The organism is Cellulomonas wangsupingiae (genome assembly GCF_024508275.1).
Classification (GTDB): domain Bacteria; phylum Actinomycetota; class Actinomycetes; order Actinomycetales; family Cellulomonadaceae; genus Cellulomonas; species Cellulomonas wangsupingiae.
Genome location: NZ_CP101989.1, coordinates 238,899 through 261,314, shown reverse-complemented (window position 1 = coordinate 261,314; position 22,416 = coordinate 238,899). Strand labels below are relative to the sequence as shown.

Sequence of the window (22,416 nt, the reverse complement as noted above, 5' to 3'; positions counted from 1 at the left end):
ACGGCAGAGCATCAGCGGGCTACCCGCGGTGGGGGCAGGAAGTTCGGGCAGGCACTGACGCCGGTGGGTGAATTCGCAGTTGCGGTCACACTTGGTGCACACGCCTACGAGGGCCGGTAGATCATCAGTTCATGACTCAGCGACGGCACACCGGTGCACTCATGATCGGAACCTTGTTGCTGGCGATGATCACTGCGTGCGGCGGCCCGGGAGAGGCACCAACTGCGGCTCCAACGCCCACACCGACAGTGGACATGAAGGCAGTGCCCGACGTGGTCGGTATGAGCCTCGACGACGCCAAGCAGGCTCTCGAGGGCGCTGGGTTCGACGTGGTCAGCTCGGGGGAAGGCTCGGCGGTAAGCGTGCAGGACCCAGCAGCCGGGGCCCGAGTGCGCGAGGGCTATGCCGTGCTCGTGACTCTGGAGATGTCGGCCGACGAAAGGGCCGCCGCTCAGGCCGCCGAGGCGGAACGAGAGGCCGCCACAGCTGCACTCATCGCTGAGGCGGCCGCGGCGCAGCGCGAGGCTCAGTTATGCGGACCGTACCGGACAGCGATCGGCGACCCGCGGTTCTCGGCCGCCGAGTTGGCGTACAACGCCGTGACCAGCGGACAAGTGCACCTACCGTCCAGCGTCACCCTTGTCCCAATGGGCGAGTTCGTCGCAGCCTGCCCGGAGTTTTCGGGGATGTTCACCGACATGCAAACCAGGGTCGACGCTGGCCAGGTCTTCGACTCTGGCACGTACGAGGTCGGCACGGACATCCCGGTCGGGACGTACAAGACGACTGGCACAGACATCAAAGACTGCTACTGGTCGCGCACAACCGGTGGGGGCGAGATCATCGACAACGACTTCATCGGGTACGCGCCGGCTGGAGTGACGATCGATGTGCGCGCTGGTGAGGGTCTGGAGGTGTCCGCCGCCTGCGGACTCTGGACCCAGCAGTGACCCGACGCTAGCCCAGAATCTCCGAACTCGACTTGTGTCCGTGTTCATAACGACGCCCCACCTCCCGCGGCGTGCCTGCAATCACTCGGCTGGCACGTGCGACACACAGCGGTTCGCGAACCGCGGGTAGCGGTCCTGAGTACGAAGCAGCCACGGCGCCCCAGGACGTCGTGCTCACCGCTTCGCCTGTGAGTGACCCTTCACGCCGCCCGGCACCGCAGCCCGACGCCCTTGGCTCACACCGCCGACGTCCGCACCCCCCACCACCCGGCCCACCGCCGCCGCGACTCGGCGAGCAGATCCTGGTCCAGCCCGTACGTCGACAGCGTCGCGTCGACCGTCCCGTGCGGCGGCCGCTCCCCGGCCGGGCGGATGACGAGCACGAGCAGCGACTCGGCGATGCCGTGCAGGTGGATCCCGACCTGGTGCTGCGTCTTGTAGACGAGCGTCCCGCCGACGCGCGACCCGTCCGGGCGCGTCCCCTCGACGTGCGCACCCACGGGCAGGCCGCGCACGCCGTGCAGGCCCGCACGGAACAGCAGCGGCTCGCGCCGGTCGCCGGCGTCCAGCCCGTGCGCCTGCAGCGACACCCGGTCCTCCCCTGGGTGGACCCGCAGCGCGAACGCGAGCTGCTGGACGAACTGGGTCCAGCCCTCGTCCAGCTCGTCGAAGGCCGCTTCGAACGTCGGCAGGCCGCCGTCGCCCGGCCGCAGGACGGCCACGTGGGTGCGCTCCGGCTCGTCCTCCCGCGACGTGACCACGAGCCGGTCGTGGTTGCGCCAGACCAGGGTGCGCGTCTGCGTCCCGTCGGCCTCGTGGCTCTCCTCGTGCACGTCGTCGACGAAGATCTCGCGGATCTCGGCGTCGAGCCCGTCGTAGTCCCAACCGAACCACCGCCGGATCAGCTGCGGGTCGCGCAGGTGCTCCCAGACCGTGGCGACGGGGGCAGGAATGTCGACGGAGACGATCTCACGGAGCTGGAGGGGCATACCGTTCACCTCGCTGTGTCGGTGGGTGCAGCTCTCTGCCGGCCGACGGACCACGACGTCGCACCCGGTGGTCTGACGTTAGCCCGGCAGCCCCGCGACCGCAGCGGCATCGGCGTGCAGGGCCACGTCGGCCCCGGGCGCGCACGTCCAGCCCGCGGGGGCCAGCGCGCTGACGCGGCCGACCCCGTCGACGTCGACGACGACCTCGGTGCGTCCGCGGCGTGAGCGCAGGACGCGCACCGTCCCGACGACGACGCCGTCGGCCGCGCCGGGCGCGACGACGAACGCGCCCGCGGCCAGCGCGAGCAGGCCCCCGGCGGGCAGCAGCGCGACCCCGGCGGCACGGGCGGCGTCGACGAGCGCGCGGACGGCCGCGGGGGCGTCGGCACCCGGCGACGGCACGTCGACGAACGCCTCGTACCCGAGGAACTGCGCGACCCGCCGCGACGCGGGCCGGGCCCACAGCGCAGCGGGGGCCGCGACCTGCAGCAGCCGGCCGGCGTCCATGACGGCGACGCGGTCCGCGACGGCGAACGCCTCGTCCTGGTCGTGCGTGACGAACAGCGCTGTCGTGCCGGTGGCGGTCAGCACCTCGCGCAGGTCGAGCGCGAGACGTTCGCGCAGCGCGCGGTCGAGCGCGGACAGCGGCTCGTCGAGCAGCAGCAGCCGCGGGCGCGGGGCCAGCGCGCGGGCGAGCGCGACGCGCTGGCGCTCGCCGCCGGACAGCGTCGCGACGTCGCGGCGCTGCGTGCCGGGCAGGCCGACGAGGTCGAGCAGCTCGGCGACGCGCGCGTCCCGTGCGGCCCGGTCCCGGCGCACGAGCGTCGGCATCCCGTACGCGACGTTGCCGGCGACGTCGCGGTGCGCGAACAGCTGCCCGTCCTGGAACAGCAGGCCGAAGCCGCGCCGGTGCACGGGCACCCCGGCGACGGACACCCCGTCCCACGCGACGTCGCCGCCGGCGAGCGGCTCGAGCCCGGCGACCGCGCGCAGCAGCGAGGACTTGCCGCACCCGGACGGCCCGAGCAGCGCGACGACCTCGCCCGTCGGCACGGTCAGGTCGACGCCGTCGACGGCCGGCGCCGGGGCGCCCGCGTACCGCACGACGACGTCGAGCACCTGCAGCCCGTCGCTCACCAAGCACCTCCGATCCCCGGGCGGCGCAGCCGCTCGCACACGGCCACGACGGCCGCGGTCAGCGCGGCCAGCAGCACCGACGCCGCGAGCGCGGCGCCGTAGTTCTCGGCACCGGGACGTCCCAGCAGCCGGAAGATCACGACGGGCAACGTCGGGTCCTGCGGCCGCGCGAGGAACGACGTGGCGCCGAACTCCCCCAGCGACGCCGCGAACGCGAAGCCGAGCGCGAGCCCCAGCGCCCGCAGCGCGACGGCGAGGTCGACGGTCCGCAGCACGCGCCCGGGCGCGGCGCCGAGCGTCGCGGCGACCTCGCGCTGGCGTGGTTCGATCGCGCGCAGCACGGGCAGCACGGTCCGCACGACGAGCGGCACGGCGACGACGGCCTGCGCCACGGCGACCAGCACGCCCGAGGTCCGCAGGTCGATCGGCAGCCCCAGCGGTGCGTCCATCGACACGAGGAACCCGAACCCGACGGTCACGGCGGACACCCCGAGCGGCAGCATGAACAGCGCGTCGAGCCCGGCGACGGCGCGCCGGGCGGAGTTCCGGCGCGGCCGGCGCGACACGACGAGCGCGACCAGCCCTCCGACGAGCAGCGCGAGGAGCGTCGCGTCGACGGCCGTGCGCACCGACGTCCCGGCCGCCTGCCACGCCGAGACCGCGAGCGTGTCCTGCGGCACCGCGAGCGCGGCGTAGTTGCCCAGCCCCCAGCCGTCGGGCGTGCGCAGCGAGCGGACGACGAGGTTGACCAGCGGCGCGGCGAGCAGCCCCAGGACGGTGACGGCCGTGACGGCGACCGCCACGGCGTCCAGCGGGTCGCGCAGGCGCACCGGGTGCGCGGCCTCGGGGCCGCCGAGCGGCAGCGCGCGCTCGGTGCGGGCCCGCGCGCGCCCGGCGACGGCCAGCGCCCCGACGACGACGACGAGCTGCACGACCGACAGCACGGCGGCGGCCCGCAGGTCGAGGAACTGCGTGGTCTGGATCCAGATCTCGGTCTCGACCGTGCCGAAGCGCCGCCCGCCGAGCACGAGCACGGTGCCGAACGCGGTGGCGCAGAACAGGAAGACCAGCGACGCGGCCGACGCGATCGCGGGCCCGAGCGCGGGCAGCGTGACGGTCCGCAGCACGCGCCACTGCGAGGCACCCAGTGCGCGGGCGGCCTGCTCGGCGCGCGGGTCCAGCCGCTCCCACATGCCCCCGACGGTCCGCACGACCACCGCGTAGTTGAAGAACACGAGCGCGAGCACGATCGCGGTGAACGTGCCGTCGAGGCCCAGGCCGCCCAGCAGGCCGCCGTCGACGAGCAGCGAGCGGAACGCCACGCCGACCACGACGGTGGGCAGCACGAACGGCACCGTGACGAACGCGCGCAGCGCTCCGCGCCCGCGGAACCGGCAACGGTGCAGCAGGTACGCACCGGGCAGGCCCAGCACCAGCGCGCCGAGCGTCCCGACGGTCGCCTGCGCGAGCGTCTGCCCGACGACGCGCCACGTGCGCGGCCGCGCGAACACCTCGCCGAACCCGGAGAGGTCCAACCGCCCGTCGAGGACGAACCCCCGCCCGACGATCTCGGCGACCGGCCACACGAAGAACACGGTGAGGAACAGCACCGGCACGGCGACGGCCACGGTCCACCCGAGGCGCCGGGGCCACGCCGCCGACCCCCGACGCCCCGGCGACCCGCGCCCGCCGACGGGCGCACCGCCGACCGCCCCGGGTGCGGGACGGTCGGCGATGGCCTGCGCGGGAGTGGGCACGCGTCAGCCGATCACCGTGTCGGACCAGGTGGTCAGCCACTGCTCGCGGTGCTCGGTGATGTCGCCCGGGGCGACCGAGTAGGGCGCGTCGGACAGCGGCGCCCACCGGGCCCACTCGTCCGGCAGGTCGACCGACGAGCTCACGGGGTACATGTACATCGACACGGGGATGTCGGCCTGCACCTCGTCGGACAGCAGGAAGTCCAGGAGCTGCGCGGCACCCTCGGGGTTCGCGGCCCCGGCCAGCACGCCCGCGTACTCGACCTGGCGGAAGCACGTGTCGAGCAGCGCGCACGTGGTGGGCTCGTCGCCGCCCTCGGGCACCGTGAACGGCGGGGACGAGGCGTACGACAGCACGACCGGTCGCGGCCCGTCGCCGCCGCCCGCCGTGAAGTCCGTGTAGTACGCCTCGGACCAGCCGTCGGCGACCTGCAGCCCGTTGTCGCGCAGGCCCGCCCAGTAGTCGACCCAGCCGTCCTCGCCGTACGCGCCGACGGTCGCGAGCAGGAACGCCAGGCCGGGCGACGACGTCACGGGGTCGGGCACGACGAGCAGGTCCCGGTACGCCGGGTCGAGCAGGGAGTCCAGGGTCGTCGGCTCGGGCACGCCCTGCGCCGCGAACCAGGCGGTGTCGATGTTGAGGCACACGTCGCCGAAATCGATCGCGGTCAGCGCGCCGTCGTCGTCGCCGGGCACCGCGTGGGCCGCGGCGTCGGCGCCCGCGGGCGCCGTGACGTCGGCGGGCACGACGACGCCCTCGTCGAGCGCGCGCGACGCGAACGCGTTGTCGATGCCGTACACGAGGTCACCCAGGGGCGCGTCCTTGGTCAGGACGAGCTGGTTGACCAGCGCGCCCGCGTCGGCCTGCTGCACGATCTCGACGCTCAGCCCGGTCTCGTCCTCGAACTGCTCGAGCAGCCCTTCGGACAGCCCGAACGACTCGTGCGTCACGAGCGTCACGGTGCCGGCGGCGCTCGCCTCGTCGTCGGCGTTCGCACCGCCGATCGCGGAGCAGGCGGTCAGGGCGACGAGCGAGCAGCCGGCCGCGACGGCGACGGCGCCGCGGCGCAGGGGTGGGGTGGTGCGGGGGGTGGTCATGAAGCGGTCGTCCTCCGTCGTCGTCGGAGGGGTCCCGTGGTCGCCGTCCCGTGGTGGCGGGACGACGACCACGGGAGGAGAGAATGCCCGACTCCCTACGCCGGTATCACCCGGATCAGGTTCGAGGGTCTGCGGTGGTCCGCACTCTCAGCGTCCTCGCGCCGCACCCTCACGGGCCCGGCGTCCGACGCTCCCCTGTCGTTCACCGGCGATCCTATCCCCGACCTGTGCGATCGTCCGATGCCGGGTAGCGTCCGGGGAAGCGACGACGAAAGGCACACGCATGTCGGACGAGAACAACAAGCAGTCGATGGTCGCGAAGATCGTGGGCGCGGGTGTCGCGCTCGCGGCCGTGTGGGCGGTCAACAAGGTCATCGACAAGGTGTGGGAGAAGACCCGGGGGCACAAGCCGCCCGCCGCCGACTCCATGGCCGAGGACGTGAAGTTCAGCGAGGTCGCCACCGCCGCCGCGATCACCGGCGCGGCCGTCTCGCTGTCCCGCGTGCTCGCGACCCGGGGGGCCGCGAAGCTCGCCGGGCGCGCGGCCCGCAGCAGCTAGTCCCCGCACACGGACGGGCCCCGGCGCAGCGGCGCCGGGGCCGGCCCGTCAGCGGGCGGACGGGTCCGAGCGCGTCCCGTCCGGGAGCGTCTCCCCGGGGCGCGTCGCGTCCAGGTCGCGGGACAGCTCGTCGACCACCAGCAGGTCGTTGCGGACCTTGCCGGTGCGGAAGCCGGCCCGGCCGACCATGTGCGCCGCGACCGGCGCGGTCAGCATCTGGAAGATCGCGACGAGCACGAGCGCCCACACCGCGCCGCCCTCCCGCAGCCGCAGCGCCAGGCCGACGAGCACGAGGATGAGGCCGAGGACCTGCGGCTTCGTCGCGGCGTGCATGCGCGCCAGCAGGTCCGGGAAGCGCAGCGCGCCGACGCCCGCGGCGAACGCGAAGAACGCGCCCCCCAGCAGGCAGACGATCGAGGCGGCGTCCGCGAGGGTGGTCCAGAACTCCTGCGTCATCGCGTCTCCTCGTCGGCCGGGCCGCCGTGGTGCTCGTCGTCGGGCTCCGGCTCGACGGTCGCGCGGGAGCCGTGCGGCGTGGGCTCGTCGGTCCCGGCCGGCGGCTCGGGCACGGGCCCGGCCGCCCCGGCACCGTCCGCGGCGGCGAGCGCCTCGCTCTCCGCCGCGTGCCGCCGCCGGCGGCGCGACTCCTCCTCCTCCTGCTCGAGGCGGCGCTTCTCGGCCTCCTCGGCCGCGACCTCCTCGCGCGTACGCACGCGTCCCTCGCCCTCGGGCTCGACGGCCGCGAACCGTGCGACGGTCACCGACCCGACGAAGCCCACGAGCGAGAGCACGACGAGCAGCGGCACGACGTCCGCACGGCGGAAGTACGCCGCGTACAGCGCGATGCCGGCGATCATCGTCGTCACGACGATGTCGAGCGCGATCGTGCGGTCGAGCATCGACGGGCCCTTCTCGGCACGCACGATCGCGAGCACCGCGCCCAGGGTGAGCAGCACGCTGCACGCCACCACGACGACGTCGAACGGGCTCATCCCGCCACCCCCTGCACCGCGCGCAGGCCGCGTCCCAGGCCGGCCGCCTCCAGCTCGTCGTCGGACGCGAGCGCCCGCAGCACCCGCGCCTCCTGGTCGAGGACGTTCTGCCGCGCCTTCTCGATGCCGCCGCTCGTCTCGACGTCCAGCACGTGCACGTACAGCCGGCCGGTCAGCCGGTGCGCCTCGACGATGATCGAGCCGGGCACGAGCGAGACGAGCTCGGCCGTCATCGTCAGGTAGATGTCGGAGTGGCTGCGCAGCTGCACGCAGATCACGGCGCCGCGCGGCGTGTACCGCGGCCGCAGCGCCACGATGCTGACCTCGAACGACGCCCGGACCAGGTCGTACACGAACCGGCCCAGGAGCACGGCCAGCGCGCCGGGGTGCACGCGGCCGTGGAAGTCGACGGGCGTCATGCGCAGGCCCAGGGTCACCAGCAGGCCCAGCAGGACGCCGTTGACGACGTTCCCCCAGGTCACGTCGCCCCACAGCAGCACCCACACGACGGTGAGCCAGGCGATCGTCGCCCACTGGAAGCGCCAGGCGGCCCGGCGCGGGTGCAGGCTCATCCGTCACCCCCGATGCGCGTGTCCTCGGCCTCGGCCCCGTCCGGGTCGTCGGCGCCCTCGTCCGCGGCGCGCTGCGACTCGCCCTCGCCGCGCTGCCCGTCGGGCAGGACGGCCTCGATGTACGGCAGGCGGTCGGCGAGCGACTGCGCCGCGCGGCCCGTGTACGCGTACAACGGGCCGGCGAACACGGTGAGCGCCAGGCTGAACACCACGAGCGCCGCGGTCGGCACGACCATGTGCGCGGGCACGTGGTTGGCCGGCAGCGGCTCCGGCGGGCTCTGCCAGAACGCCTTGTTCCACGCCTTGATCAGCGCGTACAGCGTCAGCAGCGACGTCACGACGGATCCCACGACCAGGGCGTACCCCGTCGGGGTGCCGAGCTCGACGCCCGCCTCCAGGAGCCCCACCTTGCCGAGGAACCCGGACAGCGGCGGGATGCCGCCGAGGTTCATCGCGGGCACGAAGAACAGCACCGCCAGCACCGGCGTCATCTTCGCCAGGCCACCGAGCCGGTCGAGCGACGTCGTCCCGCCGAACCGTTCGACGAGCCCCACGACCAGGAACAGCGCCGTCTGCACGGTGATGTGGTGCGCGACGTAGTAGATCGCGGCCGTCCACCCGTGCACGCTGCCCAGGGCGACACCGAACACCATGTACCCGATGTGGCTGACGAGCGTGAACGACAGCAGACGTTTGACGTCGTCCTGCGCGACCGCGCCGAGGATCCCCACGACCATCGTCGCCAGCGCCACCCACATGAGGATGTCGTCGAGCCGGCCGCCGGGGAACAGCAGCGTCTGCGTGCGGATGATCGCGTACACGCCCACCTTGGTGAGCAGGCCGGCGAACACCGCGGTGACCGGCGCGGGCGCCGTCGGGTAGGAGTCCGGCAGCCACGCCGACAGGGGGAACACCGCGGCCTTGATGCCGAACGCCATGAGCAGCATCGCCTGCAGCACCAGCCGCACGCCGGGGTCGATCTCCGGGAGCCGGATCGCGAGCTGCGCGAGGTTCACCGTGCCGACCGCGGCGTACACCGCGGCGATCGCCACGAGGAACAGCACGGACGACAGGATCGCCACGACGACGTAGATCGTGCCCGCGCGGATGCGCTCGGTCGTCCCCGACAGCGTGATGAGCACGTACGACGCGGCGAGCAGGATCTCGAAGCCGACGTAGATGTTGAACAGGTCGCCCGACAGGAACGCGTTCGCGACGCCCGCGGACAGCACGAGGTACGTCGGGTGGAAGATCGAGATGGGCGCGAACCGCTCGCCGTCCTCCCGGTCCTGCGCCAGGGAGTACACCAGGACGCACAGGATCACCACGGACGACACCGTGAGCATCAGCGCCGACAGGCGGTCCGCGACCAGGTTGATGCCGACGGGCGCGGCCCAGTCGCCGACCTCCACGACGACCGGCCCCGCGTCGGCCAGCACGAGCAGCGCTCCCGACACGATCGCGACGAGCGTCAGCGTCACGAGCGTGACGATGCGCTGCAGGCGCGGCCGGCGGTACAGCGCGAGCGCCAGCCCGGCGGCGGACAGCGGCAGCACCACGGGCAGGGGGACGAGCCAGCCCCAGTCGGTCATCGTCCCTCCTCCCCGTGCCGGTGGTCGGTGTGCGGTGGCGGCCGTTCGGACGGCGCGGCGTCGAGCGCCTCGCCCTCGTCCATCTCGTCGCGGGCGGTGGCGGCCTCCTCGTCGAGCGACTCGCCGTCGGACTCGGTGTCGTCGTCCTCGAAGGCGCGCTCGTCGCGTGCCGCGAGACGCGCGATGCGCCGGTCCTCGACGTCGTCCTGCACCTCGTCGTGGCGGTGCAGCTGCCACGACCGGTACGCCATGGCCAGCAGGAACGCGGTCAGGCCGAGCGTGATGACGATGGCGGTGAGGATGAGCGCCTGCGGCAGCGGGTCGCTCATCGGCCGGTCGGACGCGACCCCGATGAGCGGTGGCGCGCCCGCGGCACCCCCCGCGACGAGGATCAGCAGGTTCGTGCCGTTCCCGAGCAGGATGATCCCCAGCAGGATGCGCGTCAGGCTGCGCTCGAGCACCAGGTAGACCCCGACGGTGAACAGCACCGCGATCGTCACGACGAACACGATGTTGGGGCTCATGACGACGTCGGTCACGGTGCCACCCCCTCGTCGCGCGGCCCGCCGGGCGCGTGCCCCGTGGAGGACATGCCGCGCGCGAGCACGGCGGTGTCGTCACCGCTGACCGCGGAGTCCGGCACGTCGTCCTCGCCGGACTCGGCGCGACGGTCGATCTCCGCGCCGAGGCTCCGCAGGATGTCCAGCACCAGCCCCACGACGACGAGGTAGACCCCGACGTCGAAGAACAGGCTCGTCACGAGCTTGACGTCACCCCAGATCGGCAGCTGGAACTCCAGGATCCAGGACTCCAGCACGTTGCCGCCGACGAGCAGCGCCGCCATCCCGGCACCGGCCGAGAGGAACAGGCCGGTGCCCAGCAGCACACCGGGCTGCACGGGTGCCGCCTCCCCCAGCTCGTAGCGGCCGCCGGCGAGGTAGCGCACGGCCAGCGCGATGCCCGTGACGAGCCCCGCCGCGAAGCCGCCGCCGGGCTGGTTGTGCCCGCTGAACAGGAGGAACGCGGAGTACACGATCATCGTGTGGAACAGCAGCCGCACGACGACCTCGAAGATCACCGAGCGTCGCTGCGGCGCGACGGTGCGCCCGGCGCGCAGCCACTCCCGCGCGCGTGACCCGGGCCGCGCGGTGCCGCCGGCGGGGGTCACCGGTGCGGGCCGACGCCCGTCCGTGGGGACGTCCGGCTCGTCACCGTCCGTGGCGCCGGCGTCCACCTGCGGACGACGCAGCCGCGCCATCGGGTCCGGGCTGCCGCCCCAGACGGCGCGGTCGGCGGGTGCCTCCCGCTCCCGGAAGATGCGTCCGCCGCGGGCCGAGAGGAAGACCAGCGACGCGACACCCGTCGCCGCCACGAGCAGCACCGAGATCTCGCCCATCGTGTCCCACGCGCGGATGTCGACGAGGGTCACGTTGACGATGTTCTTCCCGCCCCCGAACTCGTAGGCCTCCGTCGCGAAGTCCGCGGAGACCGGGGCGTGCACGCGGGCCGACGGCGCGACGAGCGCGACGCCCGCCACCACGAGGCCGACGGCCAGCGCGACGGCCAGGCGCACCCAGCGGGACGTCGCCAGCGGCCGGTCGGAGAAGTACGGGGGCAGGCGGCGCAGCACGAGGACGAAGACCACGAGCGTGACCGTCTCCACCAGCACCTGCGTGACCGCCAGGTCCGGCGCGCCGTACAGCAGGAACATGCCGGCGATCGCGTAGCCGCTGATGCCGGCGAGGATCACGGCCTTGAGGCGCCGTCGCGCCCGGGCCACGAGGATCGACGCGACGATCGTCACCGCGGCGAAGACGGTCTGCGCGGCGTAGTCCCACGGGCGGACCTCGCGCGGCAGGCTCGTGCCCGTCAGCAGGGCGCCGCCGACGGCCGCGACCCACGCCACGAGGATCATGCCGAGGTACAGGGGCAGCGAGCCGCGCTGCGTGACGGCCGTGACGTCGGCCGCCAGGTCGTCGAGCTTGCGCATGAACCGGCGGTACGTCAGGTCCGCCTCGAAGACGTGCGGCGCGCGCGCCTGCCAGCGCTCGACCTTGTCACGGGCGAGGAACAGCAGCCCGCCGACACCCAGGATGCCGACCGTCAGCCACAGCACCAGCCCGAACCCGCCCCACAGCAGCAGGTGCCCGGGCTCACCGGTCGGGTACGTCGCCGCGTACGGCGACAGCAGGTGCTCACCGAGCTGCGGCAGCACCGCCACCGCCAGCCCGAGGAACGACAGCACGAGCGCGGGCGCCGTCAGCAGGAACGACGGGCGCGTCACCGGCGCAGGCTCGACCGACTCGTCGCCGCCGGCCGCCAGCGACGTCGTCGTCGCCACGCCCTCGGAGTCCTGGGTCTTGGACTGCGGCACCAGCGCGCCCTTGGTGGCGAACGCCCCCCACCACAGCCGCAGGCCGTACGCGACGGTCAGCGCGGAGCCCACGACGACGGCGGCGAGCACGATCCACCCGACGGCACCGTCCTCGAGGTGGGCGACGCCCTCGAGCCCCGCCTCCTTCGCGACGTACCCGGCGAACGGCGGCAGGCCGATCATCGACGCGACCGCGAGCCCACCGGCGGCCGCGGTCCACGGCAGGCGCCGGCCGACGCCCGACAGGCGTCGCAGGTCACGCGTGCCGCACGCGACGTCGACGGTGCCGACGACGAGGAACAGGGCCGCCTTGAACATCGCGTGCGCGCCGAGCATGGCCAGGCCCGCCAGGGCGGTGGCCTGCGTGCCGAGGCCGACGAGCAGGATGATCAGGCCGAGCTGGCTGACGGTGCCGAACGCCAGGATGAGCTTGAGGTCGTGCTGCCGCAGCGCGCGGTACCCGCCGAGCACGAGCGTCCCGCAGCCGAGCACGACGATGGTCCAGCGCCACACGGGCAGGTCGGCGTACGCGGGAGCGAAGCGGGCGACCAGGTACACGCCGGCCTTCACCATCGCGGCGGCGTGCAGGTACGCGCTGACGGGCGTCGGCGCGGCCATGGCGGCCGGCAGCCAGAAGTGGAACGGGATCAGCGCGGACTTGGTGGCCGCCCCGGCGAGCAGGCACACCACGGCGGCCACCACGACGCCCGACGCCGCGGGCGGGTCCGCCATCAGCGCGGACATCGAGTAGCTGCCCGCCGCGTGCCCGAGGATGACGACGCCGACGAGCATCGCCAGACCGCCCGCGGTCGTCACGATGATCGCCTGCATGGCGGCGCGACGGCTCGCCTTGCGGTCGGCGTAGTGCCCGATTAGCAGGTACGACGTGACCGTCGTCAGCTCCCAGAACACGAACATCAGGAGCATGTCGTCGGCCGTGACCAGACCGAGCATGGAGCCCGCGAACGCGGTGAACACGCCGCCGAAGCGGCCGAGCCCGGACGCCGTCGGCGAGAAGTACGCCGCGCAGTACACGAGGACCAGCGCACCGACGCCGCCGACGACCAGGGTCATCAGCCACGACAGGGTGTCCAGCCGGAAGCTCAGCTCGAGCCCGAGCGCGGGGATCCACTCGACGCTCTGCGCCGGCCCCCGACCCGCCTGCACCTCGCCTGTCCACGACAGCGCCCACGCCGCGGCCGACGCGGGGGGCAGCGCGAGCGCCCAAAACGCACGTCGCCCCCACCAGCGGAAGAGCACGGGCGCGACGAGGGCAGCTGCGAGGTGGACCGTCAGCAGCAGCAGCACGTCCGGCTCCGTCCGTGTGGGGGGCGGGTGGTCGGTCGGGGTCTTGTCGATGTGACCGGCCGTCGACGACGACGACCGGGGAACGCTGTCCGACCCCACCTGCGCGGGACGGTCACGCCCCTGGCTGGAGAGGTGCGACCACCCACGGCGCGGGGCGACCAGCTCGTCCGGCAGGCGCAGGGCGGCGCTGGTCAGGCGCGTCGTGAGGGGTGCGGGGGACCCGTTGATGTTATCAACGGCACGGCGTGCCCCCTGTCGAGGACCCCGCCCGCGGCCCCGACGTGGCCCATGTCACGCCGCGAAACGGGCAGGTCGGACGGGTGCGCCCCGCGACGGCGGCACAGTGGCGATCTCCGGTGCGGGGATGCTGCCGGCCGGTGCACCGCTCGGCGGGGAGGGCGCTGCCCGTCCGCCACCCTCAGCCCCGCACGAGGTGGCCGTGCTCTCGCATCTGCTCGAGGACCCACGGCCGGTCGTCGACGTCCCCCACCGTGTACACGGCACCGTGCGCCTGCGAGGTGGTCGCGACGACGATGTCGACGCAGACCTCGCCCCGCTCGGGCACCACCCGGACGTCGACTCCGCGCCCGCCGACGGCGCTGACGGTCTCCGAGTGCAGACGTGACGCGCCGGACGCCTTCACCCGGGAATGACCATCACTGCCTCAACTGTCAGACTCGGACCACTCGAGCGCCGCGCGTAGCCTGCGAACCTCTGCAATCAAGGCGGGCAGATAGGTGCGAGAAGCGGCGATCAGGTCCAAATACGAGGCGCCTGCAGGGCCACTGTCACGAATGACGTAGATATCCTCACCGCGATCTCCTTCTCCGCCCACCATGATAAAACTCTCGCCTGCCACATGGTCCCGACCCTCAACCATTGCAGACCACGGGGGCGGATCGCAGCGATCCGACAGATTTTGCAGCCACACCAGCTTGGCTTCAGTTATGTCCACGTGCACTTCCAGGGTTCTTGATTGTTGGCCTGAACAGGCGTTCGAGGGTTTCTGCGCTGCAGCCACTCACGAGGCAGTGATTCGGGTTCGCGCGAGTCGGGTCGGCAACAACGCTACCCCCCGCGGCGCGCACATCTCCAACTGTCGTCACTCCCACCTGATTGTGCGGTATTCCTCGTGTTGCTTCACGAATCGAACTACCCGAAGAAACGGAGACTCCGGACAGGTTCCCCTGAGCGTTCACATGGACGCCTGAGCCACCAGCAAAGCGATCGGCGGTGTCGCACCACCCCGCGCGAGCACCACGTCGTCTCCGAGAGCCCTGGCACGTCCGAGCGCGACAGCCCCGCGATCAGCCTCATAAGCCAGCGCGGTGCCGACTCGCGCGGAAACAGCGGTTGCGATGCGGTTCATCCCTGCCGTCGCCACGGCGCCGGCACGTCCGAGACCCGCTGCGATCGCAGGGCTCCTACCTGCGACCCAGCTGACGGCTCGGCCAAGGCCGAGGCTAGCCGCGCCCACCGGGGCAACGGAAGCAATGCCACCACCCACGCCGCCCCAGGTGTAGAACGTGGAGCAGTAGTTGACGGCGTCGTCGACGCCCAGCTTGCCTCTGACCCACTTGGTGGCGCCGAGCGTGATCGTGTCGCCGAAGGCGGCGCTCCAGTCACCGGCGTCCTGGAGCCAGTCCAGCCCGAGTGGGTCGGTGTGCTGCAGGGGGTTGCCGTCGGTGTAGCCGTAGGGGTTGGCGGTGGTGGCCTCGAGGGGGTCGCGGGTGAGGAACTGCGCGCTGGTGGGGTCGTAGTATCGGGCGCGCAGGTAGACGTAGCCGGTGGGGTCGGTGTACTCCCCGGCGTACCCGAAGCGAGTGACCTGGGCGGTCGGGTCGGAGGTGGGTGCCTCGGGCCGGCCGTACGGGTCGTAGTCGGCATCCGAGGTCACCGCACCGGTCGCGTCGGTCGTGCTGCGGACCGACCCGAGGGTGTCGGTGTGCAGGTAGTCGATGCCGCCGTCGGTCAGGTCGACCTGGGCCAGGGGGACGCTGCCGTTGCCGTAGACGTACGCGAAGGTCGCGTCGGTGAGCAGCAGCGGGACCCCGGCGAGGCTGTCCCAGTGCGGGGATACTGCCGTACGGTGCAGCTTTCGGCGGGCAGGTCACGAGGGCGTAGGCCGCGGGCATCCGCCAGTTGATGCGCCCGCCCAGGCGGCCGACGGGGCGCGGCCGCCGGCCAGCAGTCACGGCACGCCCGGTTCTTGGTGCACGGCACCTGTACCGAGCTGGCGGATCCGGGACGCGCTGCTCACGCCCGACGACGTCAACGGCGCGGCTCATGCGGACACAGCCCGAGTGGTCGTCGACCGGTCGCGATCAATCCCGAGTGTGGGGCGCAGCCCGTGCTCGAGACCTACGCGGGCCTGAGCGCTTCTCTGAGGGACAAGGCCTGGGGGTACCCAGAATCTTGCACCGGAGACCATCGTCTATCGCGTCAGATGGCTACTTGACCCGACGACGCTGCGCTGAGCGACGCCGTGCAAAGCCTGTATTGAGCAATACCGGTCCTGCACTCAGAATGCCGCGGACAGTGTGTCGCCATCTTGATATTCGACCAAAGGTGCGGATGCAACTACCACGATGTGGCCAAAATCGCCTATGAGCGTGTGGGTGTCAGTCGATTGTTCCCATGAGTCGATCGAACCATAGTCGCGCTCACCGGTGGCATCCGTGGCCGGAGAGATCTCTCCCTGGTGCGTCCAGCTGAGCGATCGAACGTCTAAGAAGCGCAGAGCCCCGGGCCGATAGGAGTGCCTCTCTCCCTGCATAGGTGGCTGGTACAGCGGGTGCGAGTCTCGCAGCACGAACTCCACCGCGAACTCAAGAAGGCCGGGCCGTGCGACAATATCAAGAATCCAACTGTCCTCCAGGTAGAGGTCGCTGAGAGCCTCCATGTTCCAGTAGTTGCTCATTAGATCTCACCAATCCCACGTGATGGGGGTGTGGTTGCCCGGGCTCTTCCTCGTAACGGGGGTACCGAGCGAGTCTACTCGCTGGCCAGATGCATTACGCATTTCGACATGCGGGAGTGCGCTACCAGGAGCCCGGTCGCTGCCACCCTTGATGGTTAGCCTCACGACCCCGTTCTCGTCAACGAACTTGACGGGACCAGTAGCAGTCTGGGTGCGCACCCACCCCTGTGCCGCGCCAAAGTCGTCGAGCTGAGATGCCGTTGCGCGACCATTTGCGGTGAGCTGCCCTAGGGCGAAGTTCGCGTCGTAACGAACGACGGCCGTTCCTACGGCTGTGTCCGCTTGGCGCGCGGACAGTTGGACGGCGTTCTTGATGCCGCCGACAGCCCCCTTGGCGAGACCTCCGATCCCGGTTAATGCGAGGGCGACTTCCACGGCTGCCCCCCCATAGCCGCCCGAATTGTATGCAGTAGAGCAATAGTTGACGACACCGTCCACACCCAACTGCTCGCGAACCCATCGAGTCCCGCCGAAACTCACTCGGTCACCGAATGCAGCAGCAAAGTCTGAAACGTTCTGCAGCCAGTCCAGACCTAACGGGTCGGTGAACTGCAACGGGTTCCCATCGGTGTAGCCGTACGGGTTGCCGGTGGTGGCTTCGAGGGGGTCGCGGGTGAGGAACTGCGCCGACTCGGGGTCGTAGTAGCGGGCGCGCAGGTACAGGTATCCGGTGGGGTCGGTGTACTCCCCGGCGTACCCGAAGCGAGTGACCTGGGCGGTCGGGTCGGAGGTGGGTGCCTCGGGCCGGCCGTACGGGTCGTAGTCGGCATCCGAGGTCACCGCACCGGTCGCGTCGGTCGTGCTGCGGACCGACCCGAGGGTGTCGGTGTGCAGGTAGTCGATGCCGCCGTCGGTCAGGTCGACCTGGGCCAGGGGGACGCTGCCGTTGCCGTAGACGTAGGCGAAGGTCGCGTCGGTGAGCAGCAGCGGGATTCCGGCCAGGGTGTCCCAGGTGTACTGCTCGGTCGTCGCGCCGGTGGTGGCAGTGGCTCGCAGGCCGGTGGCCGCGTACGTGTACGTCGTGGTGCTGCTGTCGGCGCCGGTGATCGACGTCAGCTGGTTGGCCTGGTTGTAGGCGTGGGTGACGGTGCCGGCGGTCGGGCCGGTGTCGGTGGTGGCCGTGGCGCGGTTGCCGCGACCGTCGTAGGTGTAGCCGGTGGTGACGGGGACTGCGTCGGGCGTGGTCGTGGGTGTGAGCAGGGTCGTGAGCTGCCGGGCCGTGTCGTAGGTCAGGGTGCGGCCGTCGGCCAGGGCGGTCACCGAGCCGGCGGCGTCGAAGTCGAACGTGCCGGCGTGGTCCCCGGTGATCTGGGAGATCCGGGCCAGGTCGTCCCACGCGTACGTGCTGCTGGTGCTCGGGGTGGTCGGTGGGGCGCGGGACTGCGTCGAGCGGGTGGTGCCCTGGTCGGCCAGCAGCCCGGCATCGGTGTACCCGTAGGCCAGCTCGAGCAGGTCGATCCCGTTACCGGTGGTGGTCACGGCCATGGTCTGGCCGTTGTCGTCACGGTCGAACCCGGTGGTCACGCCGTTGGGGTAGGCGATCTGCTCGGTCAGCCCGTCAACGTCGTACGTGTAGGTGTACTCGCGGTCGGCCCAGTCGGTCACGGTGGTCAGCTGCCCGACGGCGTCGTACTCCCGCTGCACCGCCTGCCCGGTCGGGTAGGTCAGCTCGGTCAGCCGGCCCAGGGCGTCCCACGCGTACCCGACGGAGGTGGCGCCGTTGGCGACCTCGAGGACCCGGCCCAGGACGTCGTAGTCGTACGTGGTGGTCCCCGTGGCATCGGTGACGCGCGCCGGGCGACCGGCGACGTCGTAGACGGTGGACGCGTCCGGCGTCGCGTCGGAGTAGTCCGTGCCGGTGCGTCGACCCGCCGCGTCGTAGGTGTAGGTCGTGACCGCACCGTCGGCCTGGGTCAACGTGGTCAGCAACCCGGCGGGGTCGTACCCGAAGGTCGTGGTCCGTCCGGCGGTGTCCGTGGCCGTCGCACGTCTGCCTGCCGCGTCATAGGTGTAGGTGGTGCGAGCACCGGCAGCGTCGATCGTCGCTGTGACCTTGCCGGCGGCGTCGTACTCCCACCGCAGGGCGCTGCCATCGGCGCGCAGCACCTTGACCGGCCGCCCGGCGCGGTCGTAGCTGGTGGTGACCGCGCGCCCGTCCGCGTCGGTCACCGTGACCGGGCGGCCAGCCCGGTCGTACGTCGTGGTGGTGACCTTCCCGAGGGGGTCGGTCACGGTCAGCAGCTGGTCGGCGGCGTCGTAGGTGTACGTCGTGCGCTTGCCCGACGGGGACACCGTGGCGGTGACCCGGTTGCCGGCGTCGTACTCGCTGCGCGAGACCCGACCGAGCGCATCGGTGACCGCCGTGGGGCGCCCGAGCTGGTCGTAGGTCGTTGTCGTGGTCGCACCGCTGGGGTCGGTCACTGCGGTGACACGGCCGGCACCGTCGTAGGTGAACGCCGTGCGGGCACCCGTCGCGTCGACGACCGCCGTGACCTGCCCAGCCAGGTCGTACTCACTCGTCGTGGTCGCCCCAGCCGCGTCGGTCATGCTCACGGGACGGCCGGCGGCGTCGTACGCCGAGGCGACGACCGCGCCCACCGGGTCGGTCGCGGTCAGGCGCCGGCCGGCGGCGTCGTAGGTGAACGTCGAGGTGAAGTCGTCGTCGTCAGCGCCCGGTGCGGTGCCGCGCGGGTCGGTCGTGGCGGTAAGCCGGCCGAGGGTGTCGTGCACCGTGGTCACCACCGCCCCGTCCGGCCCGGTGACCGACGCGACGAAGCCATGGGCGTCGTACGCGTACGTCGTGACCCGACCCAGCGGGTCGGTCGCCGTCGCGACCGTGCCGTCCTGGTTGACCGTGAACGCCGTCACGGCGCCCGTCGGGTCCGTCATCGACAGCAGGTTCCCCCGCTCGTCGTACGCGAACGTCGTCGACTCCCCCTCGGCGTTCATCACCACCAGCGGGTTGTTGAACGCGTCGTACGTCGTGGTCGAGGTGCGCCCCAGCGGATCAGTCACCGAGGTCCGGTTGCCGCGGCCGTCGTAGGTGAACCGCGTGACCCGCCCCAGCGGGTCGGTCGTCACCTCGACCTGGTTCGTCGGCCCGTACGTGAACGTCGTCGTCGCCGCCAGCCGCGTGCCGGCGCCCTTCGTCTCCGAGGTCACCTGCCCGTCGGTGTACTTCTCGATCGTCACCATGCCCGACGGGTCGGTGACCGTCGTTTGACCGGCCGCGTACGCGAATGTCGTGACCCGGCCGAGCGGATCCTTCTGTGCGACCACCCTGCTCGAGGAGTCGTACTCGTTGCGTGTGATGCCGCCGTCGGGGTGAGTCAGGGACACGACCCGGTGCGAGGTGTCGTAGGAGTACCCCTTCACCGAGCCGTCAGGCAGCTTCACCCGCGTCAGGTCACCGGCATCGGAGTACGTGTAGGAGACGACGCGTCCGGTGCTGTCGGTCACCCCGTCGATCCGCGAACCGGACCAGGTGATCGTCAGGCTGCGGCCGTCGTCGTCGCTGAGCTGGTGCAACCGCCCGGTGTCGTCGTAGGCGACGTCCACACCGTTGCCGTTGCGGTCCTCGACGCGGGTGAGCCTGCCGGACTGGTCGAAGAGGAAGACCTGGCTGCCGCGACGCACGAAGCGGTACGTGCCGTTCTCCAGCCGCTCGAGCGTGGCGAACACACGCAGAGGAGCCGTGAACCCCCCGACACCGTCCGAGGTGAACGTCGTCGTCGAGCCGTTCTCCTGGACGACCTCGATCCACGAAGCCGACGACAGGCCACTGCCCCCCTGCGACGTCAGTCGGACGTCGTAGTTGGTGGACCAGCCGAAGCCAAGAGAGCCGGCGGTGCCAGCGCGGGTTGTGGCGAACGACCGCGACCAGGACAGGCCCGGGCCCGAGTCCGGCACCTCGAGGTCGGCCGCGGTCTCCCAGAACTCACCGGTGACCGAGTTCACCGGGTCACCGTGGCAGCGCTGACTGCAGTCCTGGGACGGATTGGAGCCGCCCCGTGTCTCACCCGGCAGCGTGGGACCGCCCGCATTCGGCGCGGAGAAGCCATTGCTGACGGCTTGGATATCGGTCAGGGCGGTGATCAGGCCGCCGTTAGCCACGGTTGTGTCGCGCTTGGCGACGTAGGCGCGGTACACATGAGATGCGCCGGCGGGGGCGGGGAACGAGAACGAGCAGCTGTTGTCGGTGGCGAAGAGCGGGTCGTTGGACCAGACCTCGCAGGACTCGATGATCCGACCGGTGGTCTGGTCGGCGAAGTACAGCGCGTAGGTGTAATCGGTCTTGCGCGGGTCCTGGTTGGGTGCCGCTGTCAGCCGGACCTGCTCGCCGGCGGCGAAGACCGTCTTGTCCGCGCTCAACGACACCGACCAGGGCTGACGGGCAGCACTGACGTCGTTGCTGACGGCTTGGATATCGGTCAGGGCGGTGATCAGGCCCCCGTTAGCCACGGTTGTGTCGCGCTTGGCGATGTAGGCGCGATAGGTGTGCGCGTCACCGGTCAGGAACTTCGTCGAGAACGAGCAGCTGTTGTCGGTGGCGAAGAGCGGGTCGTTGGACCAGACCTCGCAGGACTCGATGATCCGACCGGTGGTCTGGTCGGCGAAGTACAGCGCGTAGGTGTAATCGGTCTTGCGCGGGTCCTGGTTGGGTGCCGCTGTCAGCCGGACCTGCTCGCCGGCGGCGAAGACCGTCTTGTCCGCGCTCAACGACACCGACCAGGGCTGACGGGCAGCACTGACGTCGTTGCTGACGGCTTGGATATCGGTCAGGGCGGTGATCAGGGCCCCGTTAGCCACGGTTGTGTCGCGCTTGGCGATGTAGGCGCGATAGGTGTGCGCGTCACCGGTCAGGAACTTCGTCGAGAACGAGCAGCTGTTGTCGGTGGCGAAGAGCGGGTCGTTGGACCAGACCTCGCAGGACTCGATGATCCGACCGGTGGTCTGGTCGGCGAAGTACAGCGCGTAGGTGTAATCGGTCTTGCGCGGGTCCTGGTTGGGTGCCGCTGTCAGCCGGACCTGCTCGCCGGCGGCGAAGACCGTCTTGTCCGCGCTCAACGACACCGACCAGGCATCACGCTCGAGAACCACGTCGTTGGACTCGGCCTGGATGTCAGCTAGTGCGGTGATCAGGCCGCCGTTAGCCACGGTTGTGTCGCGCTTGGCGATGTAGGCGCGATAGGTGTGCGCGTCACCGGTCAGGAACTTCGTCGAGAAGGCGCAGCTGTTGTCGGTGGCGAAGAGCGGGTCGTTGGACCAGACCTCGCAGGACTCGATGATCCGACCGGTGGTCTGGTCGGCGAAGTACAGCGCGTAGGTGTAATCGGTCTTGCGCGGGTCCTGGTTGGGTGCCGCTGTCAGCCGGACCTGCTCGCCGGCGGCGAAGACCGTCTTGTCCGCGCTCAACGACACCGACCAGGGCTGACGGGCAGCACTGACGTCGTTGCTGACGGCTTGGATATCGGTCAGGGCGGTGATCAGGCCCCCGTTAGCCACGGTTGTGTCGCGCTTGGCGATGTAGGCGCGATAGGTGTGCGCGTCACCGGTCAGGAACTTCGTCGAGAACGAGCAGCTGTTGTCGGTGGCGAAGAGCGGGTCGTTGGACCAGACCTCGCAGGACTCGATGATCCGACCGGTGGTCTGGTCGGCGAAGTACAGCGCGTAGGTGTAATCGGTCTTGCGCGGGTCCTGGTTGGGTGCCGCTGTCAGCCGGACCTGCTCGCCGGCGGCGAAGACCGTCTTGTCCACGCTCAACGACACCGACCAGGGTCGACGCGCCACGCTGACCGGCGCCGAGACGAGGGAACCCGTTCGCGCCACGAACACATGTTCGGCACCTGTGCGGACCTGAACCTGGACACGGCAAGTAGTGCCGATCGAGCAGTAGCCGACAGATGCGCCGAGCGTCGTGTTCCAGAAGTCGATCCTGCTGCCCGTCGCCTCGAGCGGCTGATCAACTGCCGCAGTCAGAGTCGCGACCTCACCAGCGCTGACCACCGCGCGATCTGCCTCGATAGTGACGACCGTCGGCGGGAGAGCCGTTGCTGGCGACTCAGCAGTGCGAGTTGGCGTCGCGGCTACGGCCACAGCCGTTGCCGG

The 22,416-nt window shown here is 71.3% G+C and carries 17 protein-coding genes and 1 riboswitch; of the genes, 2 read left to right on the top strand and 15 right to left on the bottom strand.

The features are described from left to right. Window positions 1–161 precede the first annotated feature (161 nt). Window positions 162–950, top strand: coding sequence for a PASTA domain-containing protein (locus NP075_RS01150; protein ID WP_227564661.1), 789 nt, complete (start codon window positions 162–164; stop codon window positions 948–950). Between the two features lie 236 nt (window positions 951–1,186). Here the strand turns inward: NP075_RS01150 and NP075_RS01145 are convergent, their stop codons facing one another. The 4 genes from NP075_RS01145 to NP075_RS01130 form a co-directional block, all read right to left on the bottom strand. Beyond that, on the bottom strand, window positions 1,187–1,939 hold the full coding sequence (locus NP075_RS01145) for an SRPBCC family protein (RefSeq protein ID WP_227564660.1): 753 nt from the start codon (window positions 1,937–1,939) through the stop codon (window positions 1,187–1,189). Window positions 1,940–2,017: 78 nt separating this feature from the next. After that, a complete protein-coding gene (locus NP075_RS01140; protein ID WP_227564659.1) occupies window positions 2,018–3,076 on the bottom strand; it encodes an ABC transporter ATP-binding protein in 1,059 nt (352 codons plus the stop codon). After that, on the bottom strand, window positions 3,073–4,833 hold the full coding sequence (locus tag NP075_RS01135) for an ABC transporter permease (RefSeq protein WP_372456718.1): 1,761 nt from the start codon (window positions 4,831–4,833) through the stop codon (window positions 3,073–3,075). Before NP075_RS01135 ends, NP075_RS01140 begins: the two co-directional genes overlap by 4 nt. Window positions 4,834–4,836: 3 nt before the next feature. Next, window positions 4,837–5,931 (bottom strand): thiamine ABC transporter substrate-binding protein, encoded by a 1,095-nt coding sequence (locus NP075_RS01130; protein ID WP_227564658.1) that lies wholly within the window; start codon window positions 5,929–5,931, stop codon window positions 4,837–4,839. 74 nt (window positions 5,932–6,005) lie between these two features. Continuing rightward, a riboswitch (TPP riboswitch) is annotated at window positions 6,006–6,112 on the bottom strand. Window positions 6,113–6,214: 102 nt separating this feature from the next. Between NP075_RS01130 and NP075_RS01125 the strand changes: the two genes are divergently transcribed. Next, window positions 6,215–6,490 (top strand): DUF4235 domain-containing protein, encoded by a 276-nt coding sequence (locus NP075_RS01125; RefSeq protein ID WP_227564657.1) that lies wholly within the window; start codon window positions 6,215–6,217, stop codon window positions 6,488–6,490. A gap of 48 nt (window positions 6,491–6,538) precedes the next feature. On the opposite strand, the gene mnhG is transcribed toward NP075_RS01125, so the two are convergent. The 11 genes from mnhG to NP075_RS01070 form a co-directional block, all read right to left on the bottom strand. Beyond that, window positions 6,539–6,946 carry a monovalent cation/H(+) antiporter subunit G gene (mnhG, locus tag NP075_RS01120; protein ID WP_227564656.1) on the bottom strand — a complete coding sequence of 136 codons (408 nt, stop codon included), beginning with the start codon at window positions 6,944–6,946 and terminating at the stop codon, window positions 6,539–6,541. Then, complete coding sequence (locus NP075_RS01115; RefSeq protein WP_227564655.1) at window positions 6,943–7,482, bottom strand: MrpF/PhaF family protein; 540 nt, start codon at window positions 7,480–7,482, stop codon at window positions 6,943–6,945. Before NP075_RS01115 ends, mnhG begins: the two co-directional genes overlap by 4 nt. Continuing rightward, the gene (locus NP075_RS01110) at window positions 7,479–8,054 is read right to left on the bottom strand and encodes a Na+/H+ antiporter subunit E (RefSeq protein WP_227564654.1); all 576 of its coding nucleotides are present in this window, start codon (window positions 8,052–8,054) and stop codon (window positions 7,479–7,481) included. The genes NP075_RS01115 and NP075_RS01110 overlap by 4 nt, the downstream gene beginning before the upstream one ends. Then, entirely contained in the window at window positions 8,051–9,646 is a 1,596-nt protein-coding gene (locus tag NP075_RS01105) for a Na+/H+ antiporter subunit D (RefSeq protein ID WP_227564653.1), read from the bottom strand. Before NP075_RS01105 ends, NP075_RS01110 begins: the two co-directional genes overlap by 4 nt. Beyond that, complete coding sequence (locus tag NP075_RS01100; RefSeq protein WP_227564801.1) at window positions 9,643–10,170, bottom strand: Na(+)/H(+) antiporter subunit C; 528 nt, start codon at window positions 10,168–10,170, stop codon at window positions 9,643–9,645. The genes NP075_RS01105 and NP075_RS01100 overlap by 4 nt, the downstream gene beginning before the upstream one ends. An 11-nt stretch (window positions 10,171–10,181) precedes the next feature. Beyond that, on the bottom strand, window positions 10,182–13,328 hold the full coding sequence (locus tag NP075_RS01095; RefSeq protein WP_227564652.1) for a Na+/H+ antiporter subunit A: 3,147 nt from the start codon (window positions 13,326–13,328) through the stop codon (window positions 10,182–10,184). Window positions 13,329–13,746: 418 nt separating this feature from the next. Then, window positions 13,747–13,971 (bottom strand): hypothetical protein, encoded by a 225-nt coding sequence (locus tag NP075_RS01090; protein ID WP_227564651.1) that lies wholly within the window; start codon window positions 13,969–13,971, stop codon window positions 13,747–13,749. A 21-nt stretch (window positions 13,972–13,992) separates the two neighbouring features. Further along, window positions 13,993–14,349, bottom strand: coding sequence for a hypothetical protein (locus NP075_RS01085; protein WP_227564650.1), 357 nt, complete (start codon window positions 14,347–14,349; stop codon window positions 13,993–13,995). Window positions 14,350–14,523: 174 nt separating this feature from the next. Beyond that, the gene (locus tag NP075_RS01080; RefSeq protein WP_489146114.1) at window positions 14,524–15,369 is read right to left on the bottom strand and encodes an RHS repeat-associated core domain-containing protein; all 846 of its coding nucleotides are present in this window, start codon (window positions 15,367–15,369) and stop codon (window positions 14,524–14,526) included. Window positions 15,370–15,849: 480 nt separating this feature from the next. Continuing rightward, complete coding sequence (locus NP075_RS01075) at window positions 15,850–16,248, bottom strand: hypothetical protein (RefSeq protein ID WP_227564648.1); 399 nt, start codon at window positions 16,246–16,248, stop codon at window positions 15,850–15,852. A gap of 6 nt (window positions 16,249–16,254) precedes the next feature. After that, window positions 16,255–22,314 carry an RHS repeat-associated core domain-containing protein gene (locus tag NP075_RS01070; protein WP_256791374.1) on the bottom strand — a complete coding sequence of 2,020 codons (6,060 nt, stop codon included), beginning with the start codon at window positions 22,312–22,314 and terminating at the stop codon, window positions 16,255–16,257. Window positions 22,315–22,416 lie beyond the last annotated feature (102 nt).